The sequence below is a fragment of the Streptococcus rupicaprae genome (genome assembly GCF_040545225.1).
GTDB classification, from domain to species: Bacteria; Bacillota; Bacilli; order Lactobacillales; family Streptococcaceae; genus Streptococcus; species Streptococcus rupicaprae.
In genome coordinates this window covers 1-22,801 of the sequence record NZ_JBEPLO010000019.1, presented here as the reverse complement: position 1 = coordinate 22,801, position 22,801 = coordinate 1, and the positions used below count along the sequence as shown (strand labels likewise).

11 protein-coding genes and 1 pseudogene are annotated in these 22,801 nt (G+C 44.1%); 1 reads left to right on the top strand and 11 read right to left on the bottom strand.

Annotated features, from left to right (window positions below):
- Window positions 1–139 precede the first annotated feature (139 nt).
- The 3 genes from ABID29_RS08425 to ccpA all read right to left on the bottom strand — a co-directional run bounded on the left by ABID29_RS08425 (window position 140) and on the right by ccpA (window position 9,101).
- Entirely contained in the window at window positions 140–3,031 is a 2,892-nt protein-coding gene (locus ABID29_RS08425) for a VaFE repeat-containing surface-anchored protein (protein WP_354365714.1), read from the bottom strand.
- Window positions 3,032–3,304: 273 nt separating this feature from the next.
- Window positions 3,305–7,621 carry a MucBP domain-containing protein gene (locus ABID29_RS08420; RefSeq protein ID WP_354365713.1) on the bottom strand — a complete coding sequence of 1,439 codons (4,317 nt, stop codon included), beginning with the start codon at window positions 7,619–7,621 and terminating at the stop codon, window positions 3,305–3,307.
- 475 nt (window positions 7,622–8,096) lie between these two features.
- A complete protein-coding gene (gene ccpA, locus ABID29_RS08415) occupies window positions 8,097–9,101 on the bottom strand; it encodes a catabolite control protein A (protein WP_354365712.1) in 1,005 nt (334 codons plus the stop codon).
- A 176-nt stretch (window positions 9,102–9,277) separates the two neighbouring features.
- Between ccpA and ABID29_RS08410 the strand changes: the two genes are divergently transcribed.
- Window positions 9,278–10,354: a M24 family metallopeptidase gene (locus ABID29_RS08410; protein ID WP_354365711.1), complete on the top strand. Its 1,077-nt coding sequence runs from the start codon at window positions 9,278–9,280 to the stop codon at window positions 10,352–10,354.
- Window positions 10,355–10,720: 366 nt separating this feature from the next.
- Here ABID29_RS08410 and ABID29_RS08405 read toward each other — a convergent pair whose 3' ends face one another.
- From ABID29_RS08405 to ABID29_RS08370, 8 genes and pseudogenes are all read right to left on the bottom strand, one after another.
- Window positions 10,721–11,602 carry a CPBP family intramembrane glutamic endopeptidase gene (locus ABID29_RS08405; protein ID WP_354365710.1) on the bottom strand — a complete coding sequence of 294 codons (882 nt, stop codon included), beginning with the start codon at window positions 11,600–11,602 and terminating at the stop codon, window positions 10,721–10,723.
- Window positions 11,599–12,339 carry a CPBP family intramembrane glutamic endopeptidase gene (locus tag ABID29_RS08400; protein WP_354365709.1) on the bottom strand — a complete coding sequence of 247 codons (741 nt, stop codon included), beginning with the start codon at window positions 12,337–12,339 and terminating at the stop codon, window positions 11,599–11,601. The genes ABID29_RS08405 and ABID29_RS08400 overlap by 4 nt, the downstream gene beginning before the upstream one ends.
- A gap of 201 nt (window positions 12,340–12,540) precedes the next feature.
- A complete protein-coding gene (locus ABID29_RS08395; protein WP_354365708.1) occupies window positions 12,541–16,023 on the bottom strand; it encodes an FtsX-like permease family protein in 3,483 nt (1,160 codons plus the stop codon).
- A 9-nt stretch (window positions 16,024–16,032) separates the two neighbouring features.
- The gene (locus ABID29_RS08390) at window positions 16,033–16,734 is read right to left on the bottom strand and encodes an ABC transporter ATP-binding protein (protein WP_354365707.1); all 702 of its coding nucleotides are present in this window, start codon (window positions 16,732–16,734) and stop codon (window positions 16,033–16,035) included.
- Window positions 16,735–17,105: 371 nt separating this feature from the next.
- A complete protein-coding gene (tpx, locus tag ABID29_RS08385) occupies window positions 17,106–17,594 on the bottom strand; it encodes a thiol peroxidase (protein ID WP_354365706.1) in 489 nt (162 codons plus the stop codon).
- A 345-nt stretch (window positions 17,595–17,939) separates the two neighbouring features.
- Window positions 17,940–18,578, bottom strand: a complete 639-nt coding sequence (locus ABID29_RS08380) for an ABC transporter ATP-binding protein (protein WP_354365705.1) — start codon at window positions 18,576–18,578, stop codon at window positions 17,940–17,942.
- A gap of 1 nt (window position 18,579) precedes the next feature.
- Complete coding sequence (locus ABID29_RS08375) at window positions 18,580–20,595, bottom strand: DUF1430 domain-containing protein (protein WP_354365704.1); 2,016 nt, start codon at window positions 20,593–20,595, stop codon at window positions 18,580–18,582.
- Between the two features lie 510 nt (window positions 20,596–21,105).
- Window positions 21,106–22,131: pseudogene (locus ABID29_RS08370) on the bottom strand (tyrosine-type recombinase/integrase); the annotation flags it as partial.
- Window positions 22,132–22,801: the final 670 nt, after the last annotated feature.

The window sequence follows — 22,801 nt, the reverse complement described above, 5'->3', positions numbered from 1 at the left end:
CTCTTTCCTAAAAAAAACTCAAATAGGGTTTAATAATATCTTGCTAATCAACTAAAAAAGAGTGAATTTCTAACTTGATGTTTCAAGCTCAAAATTCATCTCTTTCTTTCATCTTAGTCAAGCTACAGATATTTAATCTCTAGTAATCTCTAGATTTTCTTAAATTGACCGTAGCCAAACCTAAACCAACCACCAAGCCGATAGTCTCTAACAGAACGATATGCTTGGTTCCCGTACTTGGTAGTGTTCTCTTGCCAGATGATCCTGACTTAGATCCTTTCGGTGGATTTGTTGATCCATTTGGCTCCTCTTTAACCTTAACGGTTTGCCCCTTGTCGTTGATGTCCTTGTGCTCAGCGATGATTCTGCCTGACGCATCGTAAGCTGTTTCGAAGGCTACCAAGTCCTTGCCTGCGTACTTACGAGTGTCAAACTCGAAGACAACTGTGGCAGTACCGTTAGAATCTGCAATGGTTTGAGTGCTTTCGGCTGTCGCAACGACCTTACCTGTTGACTTATCGATCAACTCACCCTTGAAGGTAATTTTCTCGCCTACTGGGAAGTTCTTATAAGTAATGGTATCAGTCAACTTGATCGTGCCAAGGTCAACTTCCTTAGCACCCTTAAGACCTGTCAAGGTGGTCCCCATGGAACGTTTTGGCTCTTCCTTCACTTTAACCGTTTGGCCCTTATCGTTGATGTCCTTGTGCTCAGCGATGATTCTGCCTGACGCATCGTAAGCTGTTTCGAAGGCTACCAAGTCCTTGCCTGCGTACTTACGAGTGTCAAACTCGAAGACAACTGTGGCAGTACCGTTAGAATCTGTAATGGTTTGAGTGCTTTCGGCTGTCGCAACGACCTTACCTGTTGACTTATCAATCAACTCACCCTTGAAGGTAATGGTATCACCCACTGGGAAGTTCTTGTAAGCAATGGTATCAGTCAACTTGATCGTGCCAAGGTCAACTTCCTTAGCACCATTAGGACCTGTCAAGGTGGTCCCCATTGACTTCTCTGCTTCGTCGATAACGGCCAATTTATTGCCATCTGTTTTAGAGCTATGAGCTGTTGTTGTATCTGTCTTAACAGTTACTGAACCGTCTTCATTCACCAGGAAGGTAATGTCGGTCACTTTCAGATAGCCTTTGGGAGCGACTTCTTCATGGAAGACATACTCGCCGGCCTCAAGGACAAGCTTACGAGTCTTACCTGCTTCTGAAGTCCATGACGCTACTTCCTTACCGTCCTTAGTAACCACAATCTTAGCACCAGCAATCTCCTCGCCACCTAGATCTGTCTTGCTGATCAGGATCTCATGCTTCGGTGTTTCTGGAGTTGTGGTTGTGCTTGATGTTGTTGAAGGAGTAGTCGACTCTGTAGATGCACTGGTTTCACTGGTGCTTGATGTGCTTGATTCTGTGGACGCACTGGTTGCACTTGTGCTTGGGGTGGTTGACTCAGTAGAAACTGTCGTAGTCGTTGTCGTTTCCGCTTCATCAACAACCGTCAACTTGTTCCCATCAACTTTAGAAGCATGGGCTGTTGTTGTGTCTGTTGTCACTGTCACCGAACCGTCTTCATTCACCAGGAAGGTAATGTCGGTTACTTTCAGATAGCCTTTTGGAGCGACTTCTTCATGGAAGACATACTCGCCGGCCTCAAGGACAAGCTTACGAGTCTTACCTGCTTCTGAAGTCCATGACGCTACTTCCTTACCGTCCTTAGTAATCACAATCTTAGCACCAGCAATCTCCTCGCCACCTAGATCTGTCTTGCTGATCAGGATCTCATGCTTCGGTGTTTCTGGAGTTGTGGTTGTGCTTGATGTTGTTGAAGGAGTGCTCGACTCTGTAGACGCACTGGTTGAACTGGTGCTTGATGTGCTTGACTCTGTAGACACACTGGTTTCACTAGTGCTTGATGTGCTTGACTCTGTAGACACAGTGGTGCTGGTAGTCGCTGGGACATCTGCCTCATCGATAACGGTCAACTTATTGCCGTCTGTCTTAGAAGCATGAGCTGTTGTTGTATCTGTCTTAACAGTTACTGAACCGTCTTCATTCACCAGGAAGGTAATGTCGGTTACTTTCAGATAGCCTTTTGGAGCGACTTCTTCATGGAAGACATACTCGCCGGCCTCAAGGACAAGCTTACGAGTCTTACCTGCTTCTGAAGTCCATGACGCTACTTCCTTGCCGTCCTTAGTAATCACAATCTTAGCACCAGCAATCTCCTCGCCACCTAGATCTGTCTTGCTGATCAGGATCTCATGCTTCGGTGTTTCTGGAGTTGTGGTTGTGCTTGATGTTGTTGAAGGAGTAGTCGATTCTGTAGACGCAGTGGTTAAACTGGTGCTTGATGTACTCGATTCTGTAGATGCAGTAGTCGAACTAGTGCTTGATGTGCTCGACTCTGTAGTGGTCGTTGTCGTGGTAGTCGTTGTGGTTACTTCTTCTTCCTTGATACGGACAGTGATCAAGTTTTGTTTCGCACCAGAATGCTTGTAGACAATCACTTCCATACGATTGTCAATTTCAGCATCCTTAGACGGATCATTAATAGCTTGGCGGAGCGCTTCTTTTTGAGCTTGTAAAGCTGTCCCATTTCCCCAATTAGTATCCTTATTTTTGACACCAATCAAGTGGTAATACTCATTCTGAACAACCGCATAAGCCACATCTTGGTTATTGGCATAATACCAAAGAAGACGCTTAACCTGCTGGTAGGTATCTGAAGAAACACTAAATTGAGCGTTTGCATTATGCTCGTTAATGGAAACATTATCAATTTTTGAGTATCCGGTCGTTGGTTTTCCACCAGCCTCTCCGGGACTTTGCTTATTATCATTGATGCAAAGCGCCCAGAGCGCATCTAAAATACCATTCCCATTCTCTACTTTCCGTTTTTGAGACATGTCATAGGCCCTGTAGCTTTGATCCAAGGCACCTGTTTGACTTGATATGGCGAACAAAGTTACCCAAACAGCTAACAAAATCCCCAGAAGTCTTAAACCTTTTCTAGTCTTTTTCATACTGTTTAATCCTCGTAAAATATCGTTTGTAAGGTATTTCTACCTAGATGAATATTCTGATAAAACCCTTAGTCATAAAGAAATGCCTGGCATACAATAGGACTAGGTTTAAAATCCGTCTCCTAAAAGGATTTCAGAAAAACTAGCCACTATTTTTATGCTATTTGAAGCCTTCTAAACAAAATTCCTGCAGCGGGGCGCCCACTGCAGGAATCATAGCTCCCCGGTTAAAAGAGTTTTATTGTTTGTAGTTAGTCTATCAGTCTAACTTGCTTAGTCTTCCTTACGACGTTTCAAACCTGCAAGTCCCAAAAGGGCTAGAACTCCTGCACCGACTAGTGCTAAACCAGACTCTTCCTGACCTGTCTTAGGTAGTTGAGCTACTGTTTTAACTGGTTCTGTTGCTTCATTCCCAACAGTAGGTTGGCTCGGCTCTTTCGGAGACGTTGGTGTTCCTGGCTCTGTTGGCACTGAAGGGGTTGGTGTTCCTGGAACCTTTGGAGTTGATGGTTTTGGTTGACCCGGACGATTAGGAGTCGAAGGTGTCGGTGTAACAGGTTGTTTCACTTCACGGTAAACGTAAGTCACGTTAGTTGTGCCTTCAACGACCTTACCTTCTTCAGGAGCTGAGCCCTCTTGCACACGAACATACTCATAAACCTTGCCGTCTGCTGTCGTGATGCGGTTTGGCTTGTTATCATCTGCGGTGTTATAGCTTGTGCCTGTTGGGCTTTCTGGCGTATCCACAACAGATGTCTTGATGGTTTCACCGGCTTCATTCACGTAGTGAACCTTAACATCACCCTTCACCTCTTCATAGACGTAAGTGACTTTTTGTGGTGTTTCAGTAACGGTTCCTGTAGGAGGTGCTGAATCCTGCTTCACTTCCTTGTAGACAAACGTACGGCCATCTTCAGTGACAATCTTGTCTTCTGGCTTGGTCTCGTATGGTGTACCTGTTGGCTCGTTTGTCTTAACTGGCGTTTCTGGTTTCAACACTTCACCAGTTGTTGTGATGTGTTCAACGGTGACTGAACCTTTCACTTCTTCGTAGACGTAAGTGACTTTTTGTGGTGTTTCAGTAACTGTTCCTGTAGGAGGTGCTGAATTTTCCTTAACTTCCTTGTAGACAAACGTACGGCCATCTTCAGTGACAATCTTGTCTTCTGGCTTGGTCTCGTATGGCGTACCTGTTGGCTCGTTTGTCTTAACTGGCGCTTCTGGTTTCAACACTTCACCAGTTGTTGTGATGTGTTCAACAGTCACATTACCAGTTGGTTTTGGTGCTTCTGGCTTCAATTCATAAACGTAAACAACCTTCTGAGGACCTTCTGTAACAGTACCTGTTGTTGGTGCTGAGTCTGACTTATGCTCTTTGAAGACATAAACTTTACCGTCTTTACCAGTCAACTCTGTTTCATTTTGAGTCGTGTAGGTTGTGCCAACAGGTTGATTTTCACTGAAGACTGGCGCTTCTGGTTTCAATACTTCACCAGTTGTTGTGATGTGCTCTACAGTCACGTTACCAGTTGGTTGTGGTGCTTCTGGCTTCAATTCATAAACGTAAACAACCTTTTGTGGGCCTTCTGTAACAGTACCTGTTGTTGGTGCTGAGTCTGACTTATGCTCTTTGAAGACATAAACTTTACCGTCTTTACCAGTCAACTCTGTTTCATTTTGAGTCGTGTAGGTTGTGCCAACAGGTTGATTTTCACTGAAGACTGGCGCTTCTGGTTTCAACACTTCACCTGTTGTTGTGATGTGCTCTACAGTCACGTTACCAGTTGGTTTTGGTGCTTCTGGCTTCAATTCATAAACGTAAACAACCTTTTGTGGGCCTTCTGTAACAGTACCTGTGGTTGGTGCTGAGTCTGACTTATGCTCTTTAAAGACATAAACTTTACCGTCTTTACCAGTCAACTCTGTTTCATTTTGAGTCGTGTAGGTTGTGCCAACAGGTTGATTTTCACTGAAGACTGGCGCTTCTGGTTTCAACACTTCACCTGTTGTTGTGATGTGCTCTACAGTCACATTACCAGTTGGTTTTGGTGCTTCTGGTTCGTCTTCGAGTTTGTAGACGTAGGTAACTGCTCGTTGTCCAGGAATAATTTTTCCTTCAACAGTATCAACAGCCGCCTTATACGCATCTTGCGTAGTAGCGTGAAGGCTACTATCATCTCTTACCTCACCAATAGCGTAATTACCTGCTGGGGCTAGAACATAGGTCTTGCCATCCTTTTCAATCTTCGATGGCTTCTCGTTACCCTCTGCTGCGTTATAATCATTCCCTACTGGAGCGTCCTTGGTATCTGTATGCTGAGGCTGAAGCACATTCCCGTCTACATCGACATAGTTAATGACAACAGAACCCGTTTTAGCCGGTTCCTTAGTATAGTAATACTCTACAACTTTTGTCTTACCAGCTTCTACAAGTCCCTCTTCGTCATCACCACCTGTATCATCCGTTGATAAGACCCATTTCACACCATTAGAATCTGTGATACTAGTCGGACGAAGGTCTTTGGTATCGTACTTGTCGCCTTCTTTTCCATCTTTTGTATCCACTTCAACGGTATTAACAGTTGTCTTATCTTTGAGGCCTTCAGCAGTACCAGACAATGGTGTAGATTTACCGTTTTCAAGAGCGAAGTATTTCACTTCAACGTTACCAGTTGTCGGTTGCTCAACATAGTAATAGTTCACAACCTTGGTCTTATCAGCTTCTACTTGACCTTTTTCAGAAGCTCCATCTGTGTAAGGTTTTTCACTTGTTTCGGGCGTGACTAAAGTATAGGTCTTTTCATTTAGCTTGATTTCTGATTTTTTCTTAGAAGTTGCGTCATAATTGCTACCCGCTGCTGCCTCTGAAACAACCGTCTCTTTTGGTACAGCATTCGGAGTCAGAATAGTCCCTTCTTTATCAACAATGTGATAGTGAACATTAACGTCACCTGTCTTAGGCAACTCTTTAGCAGGTCCAACTTCTTTATAATAGTAAGTTGTCTTACCGCCCTTGAAATACGGGTTACTGATGTAGAACGTTGTGACATCAGTCGTCTCAATTGTACCTGTTGAACGGCTAATATTAACAGGGGCATGATCAACTTTTCCTGGTGTAATTGTCCCTGTAGTAGGCTTGTTTTCACGTCTAGCTTGAGGGGCTTGCTTACCATTTGGATCCAATAAGGTCCACTGGAGAGTCCCTTTATCATCTAACATTTTGTAGTGAATCATGTAGCCTAAGTCAGTACCAACAACAAGCTCATCACCTTTATTAACAAATGGGCTCAACGTTCCGGTAACGTTCACAGATTTATTTGGAATCAGTTCATAGGTTTTGCCATTGGCTACAATTTTTTTAGGAGCCTCTGTTTTAAATTTTGTTCCAGACAAATCGGTCTGTGTCACAGTCGCAATGACTTCTTTTGTGCCATCAACGACATAGTCGGTTTCCTTTTTGATCAACGTCGGCACGAACCAGCCGTAGCCGATGTACTTATTTTTCGTAATATTGCTCAAGGCAGTTTCATAGTTCGTATAGAGTTCGTTGAAGAAGCCTTGTGGGTCTTTCCCAGCAACCCCTAAAATCGGTTTTAGATTCCCTTTAGAGTCTTTTGAGAAGTTGTAGTTGATGGTGTATTCACCATAGGTTTTGCTTTGTGGCTTATTGGCTTCAAACTTATCCGTCTTGATAAGCTTCCCATTCGCATCATAAAAGCCAGCATAAACAGCACCAGATCCATCTTTTTCTGTACTGAAAGCGATTTGATGGATTTGTGTAAAACCTCTTCCAGAACGCTTACTGTAGTTCCCATTACTATCAAAGTAAATTTCACCTGGAACTCCGGCGGTATAGTAGTCCCCTTTGCTGCTAACATCGATAACAGCAAACGTTTGTTTGGTATTATCATGATAAACAGTCTTATTGGTGCCGTTCATGTTAGTCACAACAGGACTTTCTGTCGTATAACCTGTTGTTGGCACGTTGTTCATGGCAACACCATCAACTTCAGTCACTGGCATTTTAGCTTCCGCTGTCACACCTTTTGTCGCGTTTGAGTCAGTTGGCACCACTGGTTGAGCTTCTTTTGCCTTGACAACCTTGAAGTCAACGAGGTAACCAACCTCTGATAAGGTATGGGTTACGGACTTGTCCTGACCAGGTGCCAAGTCATAGCGCTGATCGCCTGGGATACTAGTCGTATCTGCGATAACTGTTGCTTGAACATTGGCAACAGTCTCACCATATTTTGCTTCAACTCTCTGTTCGCGTTGCTCACGATGGACGACTTGAGTCGTTTCCACATCTGTATAAGTCACATCATACTTAACTGGTGCAATCCCTAAAAATACGCCGGTGTTATTATTAGGAACGTTAGCCACAGGCTGTGCAACTGGTTCCACTACCTCAGCTTCAGTCCCCGCCTCAGGACTGATCTCTGTAACCGGAGCTTCAATGTTCTCGCTTGCTGCTACAGTGCCTCCTGTCATCCAAAACGCCGCAATCGCTACTGAAGCCACTCCGGCTTTAAACTTACGAATAGAAAAGCGCAATCTTTTACCAGACTGTGCCGATGAATTATGTCGCATAAATTCTCCCATATTTTTTATATCATTTAAGGAATAGTATTCCCTATAATATTCTACCCCCCCCCCCCGAGTTTTTGTCAAGTATTTTGGTGCCATAACACTGGTATTTCAACAACTTTCGGTTTTTAAATCTATTCCTTATTTCCTTGTAAAAAAACAAAATCCCTCTCTTTTTGAGTCTTCTCTAAAAAATGAAACATTATTCAAAACAATAACCTGTTTATGCGCTCGAAAAGCTTTTATGAGCAGTAAAAAATGGTATTCTATTATATTTTATACAACCATTGCTCCTGTTAATTATTTTCTTTCACCCTGTTTTATGGTATAGCAACATTATAAAAACGAACAATTCAGAACCTCAAACAACTTTAAGGCTATCATTGTTCGTTATTTATCAAGCAAGATGTTCTAAAATAATAGAAAAATAAGCAAAAACGAGGTAGAAAACGTTTTACCCTCCATTTCCTAAGACGAACTATCTAGTTGACCGACGCTCTGCAATGCTATGATTAAGGAATACTTCACGGTCTTCCAACTCTTCCTTGAGCATGATTTTGGTCAGCATCCGCATGGCAATCGCCCCAATGTCATAAATCGGCTGGCTGATAGATGTTAGGTTTGGACGGGCAAACTTAGTCACTGTCGAATCGTTGCTGGTGATGATTTCAAACTGTTCAGGAACCTTGACGCCTGCATCTTCAATCCCGTTCAGAAGACCGACTGCAATCTCATCTTCTGCTACAATCGCAGCAGTTGCCCCAGATTTAAGGATGCGCTCTGCCAAGGCGTAGCCTTCTTGGTATTTATACTTGGCTTCAAAGACCAACCCTTCATTGAAGGCGATGTCGCTAGCCTTGAGTCCTTCTTTGTACCCTTTGAGTCGCAATTTACCGTTGATCTCGTCAAGCAATGGCCCAGAGACAAAGGCAATTTTGTCATTGCGCTTAGCTAGCAACTTAACGGCATCGGCAGTCGCTGTCTGATAGTCAATATTGACACTTGGCAGTTGGCGATCCAAGTCCACTGTCCCTGCCAGAACGACTGGTTTACGAGACCGCGAAAACTCTGCCCGCACCTTATCGGTCAAGTGATAGCCCATGAAAATAATCCCATCCACCTGCTTGGCAAAGAGGCTATTAACAACGTTCACTTCCTTGTCATCATTTTCATCGCTATTAGCGATAATGATATTGTACTTATACATCTCAGCAATGTCGTCAATCCCTTGCGCCAAAGTTGAGAAATAAGCGTTGGCAATATTAGGAATAACGACCCCAACTGTCGTCGTTTTCTTGCTGGCCAGTCCACGCGCTACCGCATTTGGACGATAGTCTAGGCGCTCGATGACATCAAGAACCTTCTTACGGGTATTCTCCTTGACATTTTTGTTGCCGTTAACAACACGGCTGACAGTTGCCATCGAAACACCCGCTTCACGAGCAACGTCATAAATGGTGACAGTTTCATCTGTATTTAACATATGTTATATCCTTTCTGTTTGAAAATGGCGCTTACATTCTATCTTTAAGTTTACCATTTTGTAAAAAGTCTTTCAAGTGAAAACGCTCTTTCTTCTTGATTTTTCACTGTTTTTTTGAAAAAATAGAAGACAGGATCTCATTTAATCTAAAATAAAGCTTAGAAAGTTGGTATGTTATGTCCAAAATACAATCCGTTAGCCAATACCTCAATGAGCAAGAAGCAGGGCTAGCCCTCTTTTCTGACCCTGTTTCCATCAATTATCTGACTGGTTTTTACAGTGACCCCCATGAGCGCCATCTCTTTCTCTTTGTCTTTCGAGATAGAGCCCCTCTTCTTTTCCTTCCAGCCATGGAAGTCAATAGCGCTAAGCGCATCCTAGATTTTGAGGTGGTCGGTTATCAGGATGCCGAGAACCCTTGGGCTAAGCTCAAAGCTAAACTTCCTGCTGTTTCAGGTCCTATTTTAGCAGAGTTTGATAGCCTTAACCTGACACGCTATCAAGGCCTGAAACAAGTCTTTGATAACTCTTTTGAAGATCTAACCCCCTTCATCAATCGCCTGAAATTGATCAAATCAGCCGATGAGATTGCCAAGCTCAAGTATGCCGGTAGCTTTGCAGATAAGGCTGTCCAAATCGGCTTTGAGGCGATTTCCCTAGATAAGACCGAAAATGACCTGATCACTGAGATTGAATTCGGCATGAAAAAGTTGGGTGTCAAGAAGATGAGCTTTGATACCATGGTGTTATCTGCTGAAAATGCAGCTGATCCTCATGGCATTCCCGGGGCGAATATGATCCAGAATAATGCCCTGCTCCTCTTTGACCTTGGAACCGAGAACAATGGCTACATGTCAGATATGACACGGACCGTTGCGGTTGGTCAACCTGACGCGTTTAAAAAGGACATCTATCAGCTCTGTTTAGAGGCCCAGTTAACTGCTATTGACTTTATCAAGCCAGGGGTCACAGCTGCTGAGGTCGATGCTGCAGCTCGCAATGTCATTGCCAAAGCAGGTTACGGAGAGTATTTCAACCATCGTCTCGGCCACGGTATCGGTATGAGTGTCCATGAGTTTCCTTCTATTATGGCAGGTAACGACCTTGTCCTTGAAGAGGGCATGGCTTTCTCTGTCGAACCCGGCATCTATATTCCTGGGAAGGTTGGTGTTCGTATCGAAGACTGCGGTGTTGTGACCAAGAATGGCTTTGACCTTTTCACCAACACTCCTAAAGAGCTTCTCTATTTTTAAGCCATCTTCAGCAGTAGCTGGCTAAGCCGAAATCGATATTGGCACCCTATCTGGATTGCTTTTTTAGGAGCTACTTCGTAGAGTCCTTTAAGCCTTACAATGACAATGCCATTGTTAAGAACCTGTATGTGTGAAGATGTTTTAATGAAGATTGCAACATTTGGCCCATTCTCGGCAGAGTTTTGAAGGTATCCGAGGCATATGTCCAAAAATCTATCGACGAAAAACTAAGCAGAACAGAGGAGTTGGCAATCTCACCTATGGATACAAGTCCTAAACGTTTACATCACTTTCTGATCTGATTAAAAAAGCCTGTCTCCTTGATATAACGCATAGAGACAGGGCTTTATTTTTTAGAAGAGTTTCTCAGAGCGATTCAGTCGCCTTGGGGCCAAACAATTGATAGCTGATAATCACTATTAAAACGGTTTGGACCAGCACACTAATGACACTGCCTTCAACACCAAAAGCACCTCCTGACAGCCAATCAGGTCCCTGAGGACTGACTTGAATAAAAGCAGATCCTACATTGGTACCACTGACTGGAAACGCAAAGACATTGCCCTGGAAGCAATTCCAAGCCGCATGCAAGCCACTAATGACCCATAAATTTTTCGTCTTCATCATCACCAAGCACCCCAAGACTCCGAAACAAAAGAGATCCAGAAGGGGAATGAACTCAATCCCGTCATTTCCCAAATGCATGGCTGTGAAAAAAACTGCAGAAATCAGAATCGCTATCCATTTGGAATAACGAGTCGCCAGCGATGTAAACAGCCACCCTCGGCAAAGGACTTCTTCAGCGGTTCCTTGGATAGACCAAGCCAAGAGCAAGAGTAGGAATCTGCCAAGTGTTTCCTGCGAAAAATCCGTTCCTGTCAACCGGGCACTGCCAGTCCAAAGCATTAAGACGACACAGCTGCAAAGCATGGCTCCTCCCCAGAACCAGCCTTTTAGGAAAGAGGTAACAGCCCCTTGTTTCGTTAATCCAAGGCCATCTAAAGGAGCTTTCTCGACACATTTAGCCCACAAAAGGACAGCCAAAATAATCGCAGCAAAGCTCAGCAATTCTAAAATTTCTGAATCAAGGGGGAAAATAGCTCCTAGACCTTCAGACATGAAGAACCCTAAAACTTCTCCTAAAAATAAGAGCACGGTACCGATTAAAGGAGCTAACCACCAGCTAAAATTGAAGCGCGACTTTTCCTTAGCCGACACAAATCCTAGGTGTCCAAGTGTAGGCATCATAGGCTTTCCGAACTCCTTTCAATTTCTGTAAAAGGGGCAAGTTGGCGCACCATCAAAACGGTCATCACCACCCTTGACAAGCATAAAACAAAAACAACACCAGAAACCAGAGGATTCAACTTAATCAACCCACCCATCAGGATATAATCCCACAGGCCATGGTCCACAGCTTGATAAGCAATCTTTTGCGTCAACATGTAGAGATGCGCATAAAAAATCCCCATAAGGCCTGTTAGAAAGACTTGCAATGCTACCCTATGCAAGGGACTACCACCAAAGAAATTAAGTGCATGGAAAAGTCCAAAAACCACGGAAGAACTCAAAATCGCCTTTTTAACCGGCATTCTCTTTAAAAGATACGTCAGAAGAATGCGACGGAAAAACATTTCTTCGCCTATACCCACTAAAAGAGTTGCTACGAATGGTAGCATAAACTGCCAGTTGGGCTGAAAAGCTCTCAACCAATAGTAGCCAACTAGACTAAGAAGGGGCAAGATTGAGGCCAAAATATAGGTATTCCGAACAGGAAAAGTTTTTTCAAGTTTTAAGGTAGATTGATTTTTTAGCCAGTAAAGAATCGTCATGGCCGCTAAAATGGTTAAAAACGGCAACATGCTGGCTAGAAAACCTTCATCTTCGTAGGCAAATCCCTTAATATGGTAACTATAAACCAAGCCCATTAGCATAGTGCCCACATAGGCACTACTGAACAATAACATTGATTTCTTTTCAGACATCATAACTCCTTAGCTATTCTATTTTTCCTATTACTAGGATAGCAAATCCATCTATTGACCATCTATTCAGGGTCTGAGATTGTTCTATTATTCCTAAGTTGCTGGCTCAGTAACAGCAACAGGCTAACCGCTTACTCTAGATACCAAAAGCTTCAACCATCCTTGACCGTTGAAGCTTTTGAAATATGCTCACACTGGGAGCTACTCCACTGATTTAAGGGCCTCTAACATATCTACCTGCCTTAGGTGATGGTTGACCAGCCATCCCAGAACGGCTAGTATGACCGCGATGGCCAAGACTGGCACCATGTAGACATAGAGGGCCGCTTGGGGCTGGAACATGATATTGGAAAAGGCGATCATCTCGAGTAGCAGACGATGAAGGAAAAAGCCGCCTACCAAGCCGACCATAATGCCAAGCAAGGACAAGACTATGGTTTCACGGTAAATGTAGAAGGTCACCTCCTTGTTATGGAAACCCAGGACCTTGATGGTTGATAGCTCCCGGATCCGCTCTGCCACATTGATATTGGTCAGGTTGTAAAGGATCACAATCGCCAATAACACCGACAGGGCAATCAAGACCAACATGACTGCGACCAAGGAATCGGCTGTCTTAGTCAAGGCCGCCTTGAGTGTCGTATTTTGCACGACACCCGCCACGCCATCCAGCTTCAAGAAATCTGCTGCACTACGACGGACAGCTTCTGCTAAGCGCTCTTTCAAGGCCACCAGATAGCTATTGGGGATTGGCTCTTGGCCTGTGACCTGCTGGTAGTAGTCATTTGAGAGATAGAGGTAATGGCCAGCATACATTTCTGTTATACCTGCGACACGCACTTCTACTGGGCGGCCTTCCAAGGTGATGGTCACTTCGTCTCCGACCCCTACCCCATAACTGGCTGCTAATTTTTCGGTTAAAATGGCTCCGCTCTCATCCAAGTTCAGCTTGGTTTTGGAGTTGCGTTGTCTCAAGTGAACAAGGTCTGCTAGGGCTGATGGTTCTGCGACCAAGACACTGATGGTCTGTTCTCCGACCCGATCAAGGTCTTCGGTCAATGTTAAAAAGCGAATAGCTTGTGCTTGCTCAACCCTTTCAGAAGCTAGCAAGTCTGCCACTTCAGCCTGCTCAGACTCTGAAGCTCTGCTATTTCCCGCCACAATCAAATCATAGGTCACCAGTTCCGTAAACTGAGTCTCTGCTACACCCGAGATCGAAGATTGGATCCCAAGCCCTGCAAAGAGAAGGGCTACTGAACCTGCCACCCCGAAGATAGTCATCAGCATGCGCTGCTTATAGCGGAAAATGTTGCGGGCAGTTACCTTTTGAGTGAAGGATAAGCGTCGCCAGAGGGCAGGAAACTTTTCCAGCCAGATACTTTCCCCTGCGACAGGTGGCTTGGCCTGTAGGAGCTGGGCCGCCTGTTCCTTAACCAAATCTCTTCTGGCAACCAGATAGGCTGGCAAAACTGCTGATACAAGCGCTAAGAAAAGAGCCAGCAAGGTCCAAGAAGGGTAGATAAAGCGGTCAATAGCCCCCAGAACCGACTTCTTGCTCAGTATATTCCCAATCATGCTGGACAGGACCGTATGTCCCAAAAGGATACCGACCATTGTCCCAGCCAGACTCGCAACCAATCCATAGAGGACAAACTTGGCCATAATGGCTGGATTGCTATAGCCCAAAGCCTTGAAAATCCCAGCATTATGGCGTTCCTCGTCCACAAAACGGGTCATGGTGGTGAGGGTCACTAGAGCCGCCACTAAGTAGAGCACAATGGGAAAGACATTCCCCACAGCAGAAATAGCCGAAGCCCCTGTGATAAAGGTATCGTAGCCATGTCCGCCTGGCAAAGTCTGACGGGTATAGCTCCTATAAGCAGGCTCTTCCAAACGTTGTAAGTTCTCTTGAGCCCTTGTTAGGTCCTTCTTGGCAGTCGCTATCGCCTTATCTGCTTCTGCTTTTTGGCGCGCATAGTCTGCTTCTGAATGACCTAACTTAGCCACAGCTTCCTCAATCATCGCTTGGTTTTGAGCAATAGCAGAGCTGGACTGATGGAGTTTGGCTTGACCTGCTTGATAGGCTGCCAAGCCTGATTGGTACTCCGATAGGCCTGCCTCATACTGGCTTTGACCTGCCTCGTAGTCTGCAAGCCCTTGCTGATAGGCGGCAAGCCCAGCTTCGTACTGAGATTTGCCCGCTTGATAGGCTGATAGACTGGCTTCATAGTCCTCTTGCCCCTGCTGGTATTGGGCTTGGCCTGCCTGATAGTCTGCCAAATTTTGCTCATATCGTTGTCGTCCAGCTTGGTAGTCTGAAAACCCTTGGTTATACTGACTTTCTAAGCTAGAAAGTTGCTGGTCTGTTTGTGCCAACTGAGTTTCCAAGGCTTGTAGATCAGAGGCCGAACTAGGGTCTATCCCTTGGTCTATTAAGGCTTGTTTTTGACCCTCCAAAGCCGACAAGCCGTCCTGCCACTCCTTGCGGCCAGACTGAATGAGGCCAGCCAAGCCATCTAACTGGGCCTTGCTAGCAGCCAAAGTTGCCTCTGCCTGAGCTAACTGGTTACTGGCAGTCTCCAGCTGGGCCTTGGTCGCCGCCAAACGCTCTTTTCCGCTTTGCAATTCGGCTTCAGCACTAGCCAACTCTTCAGCAGTTTGATCCAGCCGGGCCTTAGCCTGGTCGAGTTCTGACTTGGCTGCCTCTAGCTGGCTTCTGGACTGGTCTAATTGAGCCTGACCAGTCGCCAAATCATTAGCTACTTCTGCTAGTTCTGCTTGCCCCTGAGCTAATTCAGTTCGTCCCTGATTCAGCTGATTCTGGCCGCTGGCAAGGTCTTGTTCGGCTTCGGTCAATTGTTTTTGGCCATCAGCTAGTTTCTTGTCCGCAGCTGCAATGTCAGCATAGCCCTTATCTATTTCGGCTTGGCCATCTGTTTTTAAGACGGTCAGGCGTTGCTGGCCATTGTCCGCCAAAAGCTGGTCCAACTCGTTTTGGTGCTCTGCTATTTTTTTAGCATAGGTAGGGTGGTAAAAGGGCAAGTCAGCCAAATCATCATAAATCAGTCGCGCAATCATATAGACCGAGCTGTCAAAAGCCTCCGCCGTCGTCACGCCATAGCCTGCCAGGTCACCTGTTCCAACTGTCGTCTGCCCTAGTGAATCCCGATCCCAAATCTCAGACGACTGGACGAAGCCTGTGATGGTAAAGGTTTCTCGCGTCAAGGGGCTATCATCAGCTAGCGCAATAGTCAGTTTATCTCCGATTTTGTAGCGATTCTTGAGCTGTTCAGCCAGAGCGATTTGATCAGACTGCTGGGGCATTTTCCCCGATAGGACACGGTAGCTAGAAATAGTTTTTGGGGCTGAAAAAATGCGGATGGCCTCATCTTTTTCAGCCAGGGTCACATCTGTCAGGTAGCCCAACTCAACCTCTGCCCCTTCCAAGGATTGGAGCTCAGCCACATCTTGATCAGATAAACCATAGTCCGCCATGACCGCCAAATCAAACATCTTGGTCTTTTCAATATAGGCCTGGGCTGTCCTTTGCATATTGGGAGTCGTAACCTTTAAAGCGACCAAGGCCATGGAACCAATCATCATCAGACTGAAAATGGACAAAAACCGTCCCTTGGATTTGAGAACAGACTGCCATAAATCCTTCGTATAAACACGTTTTACCATAGGTCTCTCCTAGTATTCCAAGCTCGCAATATCTTGGGGATAAGGATTGGTCTCAATGGACTTAACCGTGGCATCCCGCATGTGGATCACTCGGTCCGCAATCGGTGCCAGGGCCGAGTTATGGGTCACGATAATGACGGTCGCTCCCTCTTTTCGGGACATATCCTGCAGGATTTGAAGAACCTGTTTGCCAGTTTGATAGTCTAGGGCGCCTGTCGGCTCATCGCAGAGTAGCATTTTGGGCTTCTTGGCCACCGCACGAGCAATCGAAACCCGTTGTTGCTCACCGCCTGACAGCTGGGCTGGAAAATGATTGAGCCTCTTGCCCAATCCGACCTTCTCCAAAACATCAACTGGATCCATGGCATCTTTGACAATCTCTGAAGCCAACTCCACATTTTCTTTAGCCGTTAAATTGGCTACCAGATTGTAGAACTGGAAAACAAACCCCACATCATCGCGCCGATAATTGGTCCGCTCATGGGAATTAAATTGGGCAATGTCGACACCGTCAATGATAACCTGTCCCTCATCATTGGTGTCCATACCTCCTAGAATATTGAGAAGAGTAGACTTGCCTGCTCCTGAAGAACCAAGGATAATGACTAGTTCCCCTTTTTCAATGTCAAAGCTGACATCATGGTTTGCCACGATGCGATTTTCTCCCTCACCATAATATTTTGACGATTGCTTCACTTCTATATAAGCCATAAAGTTACTCCATTTCTTTCTCCTATTATACCAAATCTTAAGCAAAAATAAGATAGTTAACCAATCTGAAAAAATTCTCTAGTCGATGGACTTCAGTAAGCTGGATGATATGGTTTTCCTCTTTAAGATCACTTGATAGCCGTCAAACAGGAACGATTTAGGGCTTCACACTAGTCAGGTGATCACTTTCAAAACTTTTTTTAGTCGAACAATCTATCTTTCCTTGAAACCTCGTCGTCATTAATCAATAGAATCCAAAGTCCCGCCGCCAAAACAATAACGAATAGCCACTGGCAAAAGCAAAAAAGACTACAGTTCAAAATAGCTACTGTAATCTTTTAAAAGAAAAATGGTAAGAAAGCTTCTCCGCCTTACAATGCTTTAACAGCTGCCAAGGCCGCCTCGTAATCTGGATGTTCATTGACATTGTCCAAATACTCCGCATAACGGATACGGTCCTCATCATCTAAGACCAAAACCGCACGCGCCAAGAGATGCCACTCTGTCATCAGAACGCCGTAAGCCTTGCCAAAGCTCTGATCATAGTAATCTGAAAGGGTAACCGCATGTTCCAGGCCTTCAGCACCGCACCAGCGCTTCTGTGCAAAAGGCAAGTCGCATGAAACGGTAATCACTGTCACCCCATCCATTTCAGACAGGTCTTGGTTAAAACGGCGCGTCTGGGCCGAACAAATCCCCGTGTCAACAGACGGCACTATACTGATCACCTTCTTGCCTGAAAAATCAGACAAGCTCACCTTTTCCAAGGCTGGGTTAATCAAGGTAAAATCAGGTGCTATATCTCCCACCTTCAAGGGAGCACCCTCTACTGTCACTTCTTTTCCGATGAATGTTGTCATAAGACCTCCTCGTTTTTTCTTTTATTGTAAGCCTTTTCCAGAAAAATTACCACCAATTGAACTGCGACTTATTTCACAAAGAGCCTTTTAGTCAGACTGACAGAGTGGCTATCTCAGGCTCTTTATTTTTAACGGAATCCACTTGCAATGCCAGTAACAGGGATGTCAAAAACCAGTACGGCTATAAAAAGACAGCCAATCCTGATCTCGGGCATCATCTGATTGACTGTCTTTTTGGCGTAAGTCTCGCTAAACCTTGCTCTAAGGGATAAATGTCCTTGACTCAGGAATGCTCAGTTAGTTGCGTCTCCTCTTGTTAAAAGGGCTGTGGCAAGACACCACCCCTTAAACACCTTGTAGACTATCCATAGTGACCACTTCATCAGCCATCTCCCAGATTGTCGGATTGTGGGTCGCGATAATGATTAGTCTGTTAGCCTCACGAAGCGACAGTAGCATCTCCATAATCAACTGAGAGGTTGCCGGATCTATGGAAGCCGTCGGTTCATCTGCCAAAATAAAGGGTGGATTCTTTAAGATAACTTTTGCCAAGGCAACCCGTTGTGACTCTCCGCCAGATAACTCAAAAATACGTTTATCGAGGTCAAGGTAAGACAGACCGACCTGTTCTAAGGCCTGCTTCTGTTTCAATCGTTGCTCCGACCGACTCAACTTTTGACCAACGAGACCTAGTTTAAGGTTTTCTTCTATGGTTTGATTTTCAATCAAGCCAAAGTTCTGGAAGAGGTAACCCAATTCGTGACGGAAAAAATCACTCGACTTATAACTGGCCAAGTCTTTACCTCGGTAAAAAATCGTCCCATCATAAGGTTCTAATTTCCCCATCATGTTCATTAAGGTTGTTTTCCCACTACCGCTTGAACCGATCAAGGCATAGACTTTCCCAGCCTCAAATGTCATTGAAAGATTCGAAAACAACTCTCTTTCTCCAAAAGACTTACTTACCCGTTTAAGTTCAATCATATTAACCTCCCTTCAAAACAAGCATGGACATCTTGTTTTCTTTCTGCATTTGGACCTGTAGTTGTAAAAGAGATACACCAATAAAGAGCAATAAGACTAAAAAAGCAACCACTACCTCTACCTGAAGGAATACACTCGCCACAAATCCCAGTAAAAACACACCCAATTGAGCCAAGAGGTAAGTCCGATGGATTTCTAAGAATCTAAGACCTGCAATCCGTTTGATAAAGATGGCACGTCTAAATTCTTCAAAGTAGAGCCTATTCATGGTGTTAAACAACAAAATCGAAGTTGCAATCCCAAGCACAGCTCCTGCTAGCATTACCCAACGTTCCCTCTTGATATTATTCGATAATGTGATGTAGTTGTGGTAACCTGTTTTCATTTCTGAGACCCAATTTTCAATGCCTTGTCTCTGGATAAGCTCCTGGGCATCAGACAATTGATTAAAGAGAACATAGTTCTGTACTGCGTCTAACCAAAACGCAATGGACTGTGGACCAGTTGATTGGGGTGTTATAACAATGATGATTGGATCTTTCAAAAACTGCTGGTAAGAAATAGGGGTCGTATTATAGACAAAACGATCCTGACCTGATTCCAAGTAGCCTACCGTCGCAGTCATCGGTTGTTGCTCATCTTGACTAGACATGCGACTGGTTAAGTCGTCTTCAAAAATAGACTTGTACTGTTCTTCCTCTGAACGGAGGTGCTCAGGTAACAACAAGATAAACTCCCCTAATGCGAGGTGATTCATCTTTTGTTCAACGGCCATATCTACAGAAATGTTTTGACGCTCCAGGTATTGCGGTGTGACGATAAGAATATTCCCATTCGGGCTGTAATCGTGCCATTCTGTAGAGGTTGTCAAATTTTGGGAGGAGTTCATGCCATTTTGCATGATACGATCAATTAACTGGTGTCTGGATAAGAAGGCCTTTTGTTCTGAAACAGCCAGATCCATCAGTTGATACCACGTTCTACGCTGCCTTTGAGCCTTTTCATCTAAACCTATCGTTATCCCTTCACGACTAGTCGCTAGGATAGTCAGCTGCCTTTCCTGACTCCAGGCTTCTTCTCCTATCCGATGCTGTTGCCAGGCTTGGGAATACTTTAAACTACTTCCTATTCCCAGCGTCACAATAATAACCGCTAATAGTTGACCGATTAAAATCAAACTAATGATTCCTCTGACAGGCACTTGCCCTTTTATAATCTGCATCAGGTGTACCTTTTTTATCCCAACTGCGAAGAGTTGAGCGAAAAACAGGGAGATCAACAACAAGATGAGATTATAACTGAGCAATCCTGCTCCTATGGTCATCAGGGATTCCGTTGGAAGCGACAGAATTTTTTGCATAAGAATGGCGAGCACGACAGCTAAACTGAAACCAACAGCTATCCCTTTCAAATCTTCAACCACGGGCCTAAGAAAAATGGACCACCGTTTCTCTCCTGAAATGAGGCGAATGCCCGACGACCGTAATTGGCTAATTTGACTAATTAAAGTCAGTGCTCCAAAGGTTAAGATGAAAATCAATAGACTGATTAACTGAAATCCGTTACTAAAGATAGCCATTAACGTAGATAGTTTAGATGGAATTGTCAGGTGCATGTTAGTCAAGCCAAGTTGACTTAGCTCCTCCCTTAGCAAGTGAATATCTAGGTGTCCATCAAATATAAAGTAATTCGTTTCAACACTGCTACTTTGAGCGTCTTCAAACTTTCTCTCCTGAAGCCCATCAGGCAACTTTCCGTCCCCAAAGGTCGTATAAGAAAAAACTGTAGTACCTTCTGAGTTAGGATCTTGGTGTTGAATCGCAATAAAGCTGTCCGTTTCTTCTGCTAGTTTTTCCAAGTGTTCCGCAACTTGCTGAAAAGTTGTCTCAGAGGAAGAATCAAGTACAGCAATGTTAGGGTAATAATGGGTGACATATGTATCCGTCCAAATGGTAAATACCCAAACAAAGAACAAACTAGCAAGCAGATTGGATATGAGTATAAATAGTTTTTTCACAATGCACCTTGAAACCCCTTTCTTTTTTCTTTTATTATAACATCTGTCACACCTTTTTTCAATTTCCTTCATGTTCTTGGCGCAATCTTTTAGACGGTTCACTTAGCTTTCAAAAAAACCATTATAGTCGATTTTAGAGAGTGTTTCAATCCATTTTGAGAAATCCGGATCCCTCAAAAGATAGGTCCTGTGGGGTAAAAACACGCAGTAACTTTCAGCTTCTTTAGAATAGCTCTTAAACCGAAACGACTATACCATGCTGGAAACTCTCTTGGACTAATGGCCGAGCTAACAACTTTCGAAAGCGCAAAAAATCCTGCCAAAGTTTTTTGGCAGGATTTTGAACGGTAACCCAAATCAATTATTCCATTTCTTTCCATCGCTACAAGCTCTAAAAGATTGGTGAATCGGATTCCCACTCTTAAATGGCTAAGTATTTCTTATTTAAGCGTAACTTTAGCATGGGTATGACACCCCTTGGTATTAAGCGTTTTTCTGAGTGTTCTTCCCCTATGGGGGTGTTTGTGGGGGTGTCGAACTAACCCCCTCTTTTTGCAATAAATCTGTTATTTCATTACCAATACTATTCTTATGAGCATAGTAATGAGAATAGGTATTTAGAGTAGTTGCCTTATCGACCCTGCCAGAACGTTGTGAAACAGCCAAGACATCTTTGCCAAGAACATTTATCATAAATGAATCGTGACTATGTCTCAACCCCTTGCCCGTAATCTCTGGTACACCTGCCAGCTTAGCATGACGCTTCAGCATTCGTGTCAAGGTACTTTTTATCATTGGCGAGCCAAACTTGGAAAGAATATAGTCGTCATCAGCATTTGAGATTTGGACTTCACGCCAGCGGTCAAGAACATTGATGGTTTCATCATCTAAATCCACAAACCGTCTGCCAGCCTCTGTTTTGGTCTGCTCTTTTCGATAGTAAATGCCACCTTTCAAAGCTTCCATCGTCGCATGAACAAAGATACGTTTATTTTCCTTGTCGTAATCTGACCATAAGAGGGCAAAACCTTCGCTAACACGGACACCTGTCATATAATAAAGCCAAGTCGTCGTGAAACGCATTAAGTCTTCATAGTCCGTCAGGTCAAAGGTTGCAATAACCTTTTTAAACTCCTCAAATGTCCAAAATTTGGTATCTGGTCGTTTACCTTTCGGATTATCCAGACTCTTACAAGGAAAACTCTTGATATACTCCATTCGCTCAGCATAGCCAAGGCACTGCTTAAATCGAATCCAGACACCTTTAGCATAATTTGGAGAATATTTCGCCATCAAATCCAATCGAAACTTTTCACAGTCACGTGGCTTGATATCACGAAGTTTCTTCTTTCCAAAAGTATCAGTAAAAACCTTGAAATGTGTCAGTGCTGTCTGATATGTAACCTCTTGTACAGTTTGCTTATAATAGGTTAAGAAAATATCTTCCATGTACTATGCAAAGGTTAGGTTATAATCAGCGTAATCAAATTTCTCATAGAAATCGACCCTAGCACGACACAGCTCATCGTAGGCTTCCATACTCTAATATGATAAACAATTTGTTTTATATGTGCCTCCAAATCTAGAATTTTCAAATCAGTCTCATTCATATGCTTCACCAACTTAATTAACTCTATTACTTTATTTCGTGCATAAAAAGTACCTAGTTTTTTATTTGACGAAGTAGGACATATTTTTCTCATTTTTTTGAAAAGATCTGTTTATCACTTCCGTCAATCGTTCTATATTTTTGATAGCCTCTTCATAACTATCAATAGTCTTATTCATTTTTTCTTGATAGTCTTCAATCTCCTTCTCCACCTGCTCCAGTTTAATGGCTGGTGTCAAATTGATTTACTTACGGATAATGCGGTAGTGATCTGTCATCTTGTCATACTTCTTTTCTACTTGCCTCTATCGGGTCAGCCCCGATACCGTATGGGATACGGGTGCTTCCTAAAAGTCTCAACGCTTGGCTTTTCGGCTTTTGCGAGCTCAGCTATTGTGTCCACAATAACCCAAAATCTAATCGCCAGCCAACCAAAACCTTGCAGGTTTGTCAGCCGACGATTCAAAACATGGTGGCTTCGCCCCCAAACCCCAAAATAAAAGAGGCCGGGCAAAAACTAGCCTCAAAATCAAACCACACCGTGATTTCTGTCTTGAAAACAATCAAGATGAAAGAATCACTGTGTGGTTTTTGAGT

Excerpts from the sequence above, each read along its gene's own strand:
- ABID29_RS08425 (WP_354365714.1), bottom strand. The coding sequence starts at position 3,031 with ATGAAAAAGACTAGAAAAGGTTTAAGACTTCTGGGGATTTTGTTAGCT.
- ABID29_RS08420 (WP_354365713.1), bottom strand. The coding sequence starts at position 7,621 with ATGCGACATAATTCATCGGCACAGTCTGGTAAAAGATTGCGCTTTTCT.
- ccpA (WP_354365712.1), bottom strand. The coding sequence starts at position 9,101 with ATGTTAAATACAGATGAAACTGTCACCATTTATGACGTTGCTCGTGAA.
- ABID29_RS08410 (WP_354365711.1), top strand. The coding sequence starts at position 9,278 with ATGTCCAAAATACAATCCGTTAGCCAATACCTCAATGAGCAAGAAGCA.
- ABID29_RS08405 (WP_354365710.1), bottom strand. The coding sequence starts at position 11,602 with ATGATGCCTACACTTGGACACCTAGGATTTGTGTCGGCTAAGGAAAAG.
- ABID29_RS08400 (WP_354365709.1), bottom strand. The coding sequence starts at position 12,339 with ATGTCTGAAAAGAAATCAATGTTATTGTTCAGTAGTGCCTATGTGGGC.
- ABID29_RS08395 (WP_354365708.1), bottom strand. The coding sequence starts at position 16,023 with ATGGTAAAACGTGTTTATACGAAGGATTTATGGCAGTCTGTTCTCAAA.
- ABID29_RS08390 (WP_354365707.1), bottom strand. The coding sequence starts at position 16,734 with ATGGCTTATATAGAAGTGAAGCAATCGTCAAAATATTATGGTGAGGGA.
- tpx (WP_354365706.1), bottom strand. The coding sequence starts at position 17,594 with ATGACAACATTCATCGGAAAAGAAGTGACAGTAGAGGGTGCTCCCTTG.
- ABID29_RS08380 (WP_354365705.1), bottom strand. The coding sequence starts at position 18,578 with ATGATTGAACTTAAACGGGTAAGTAAGTCTTTTGGAGAAAGAGAGTTG.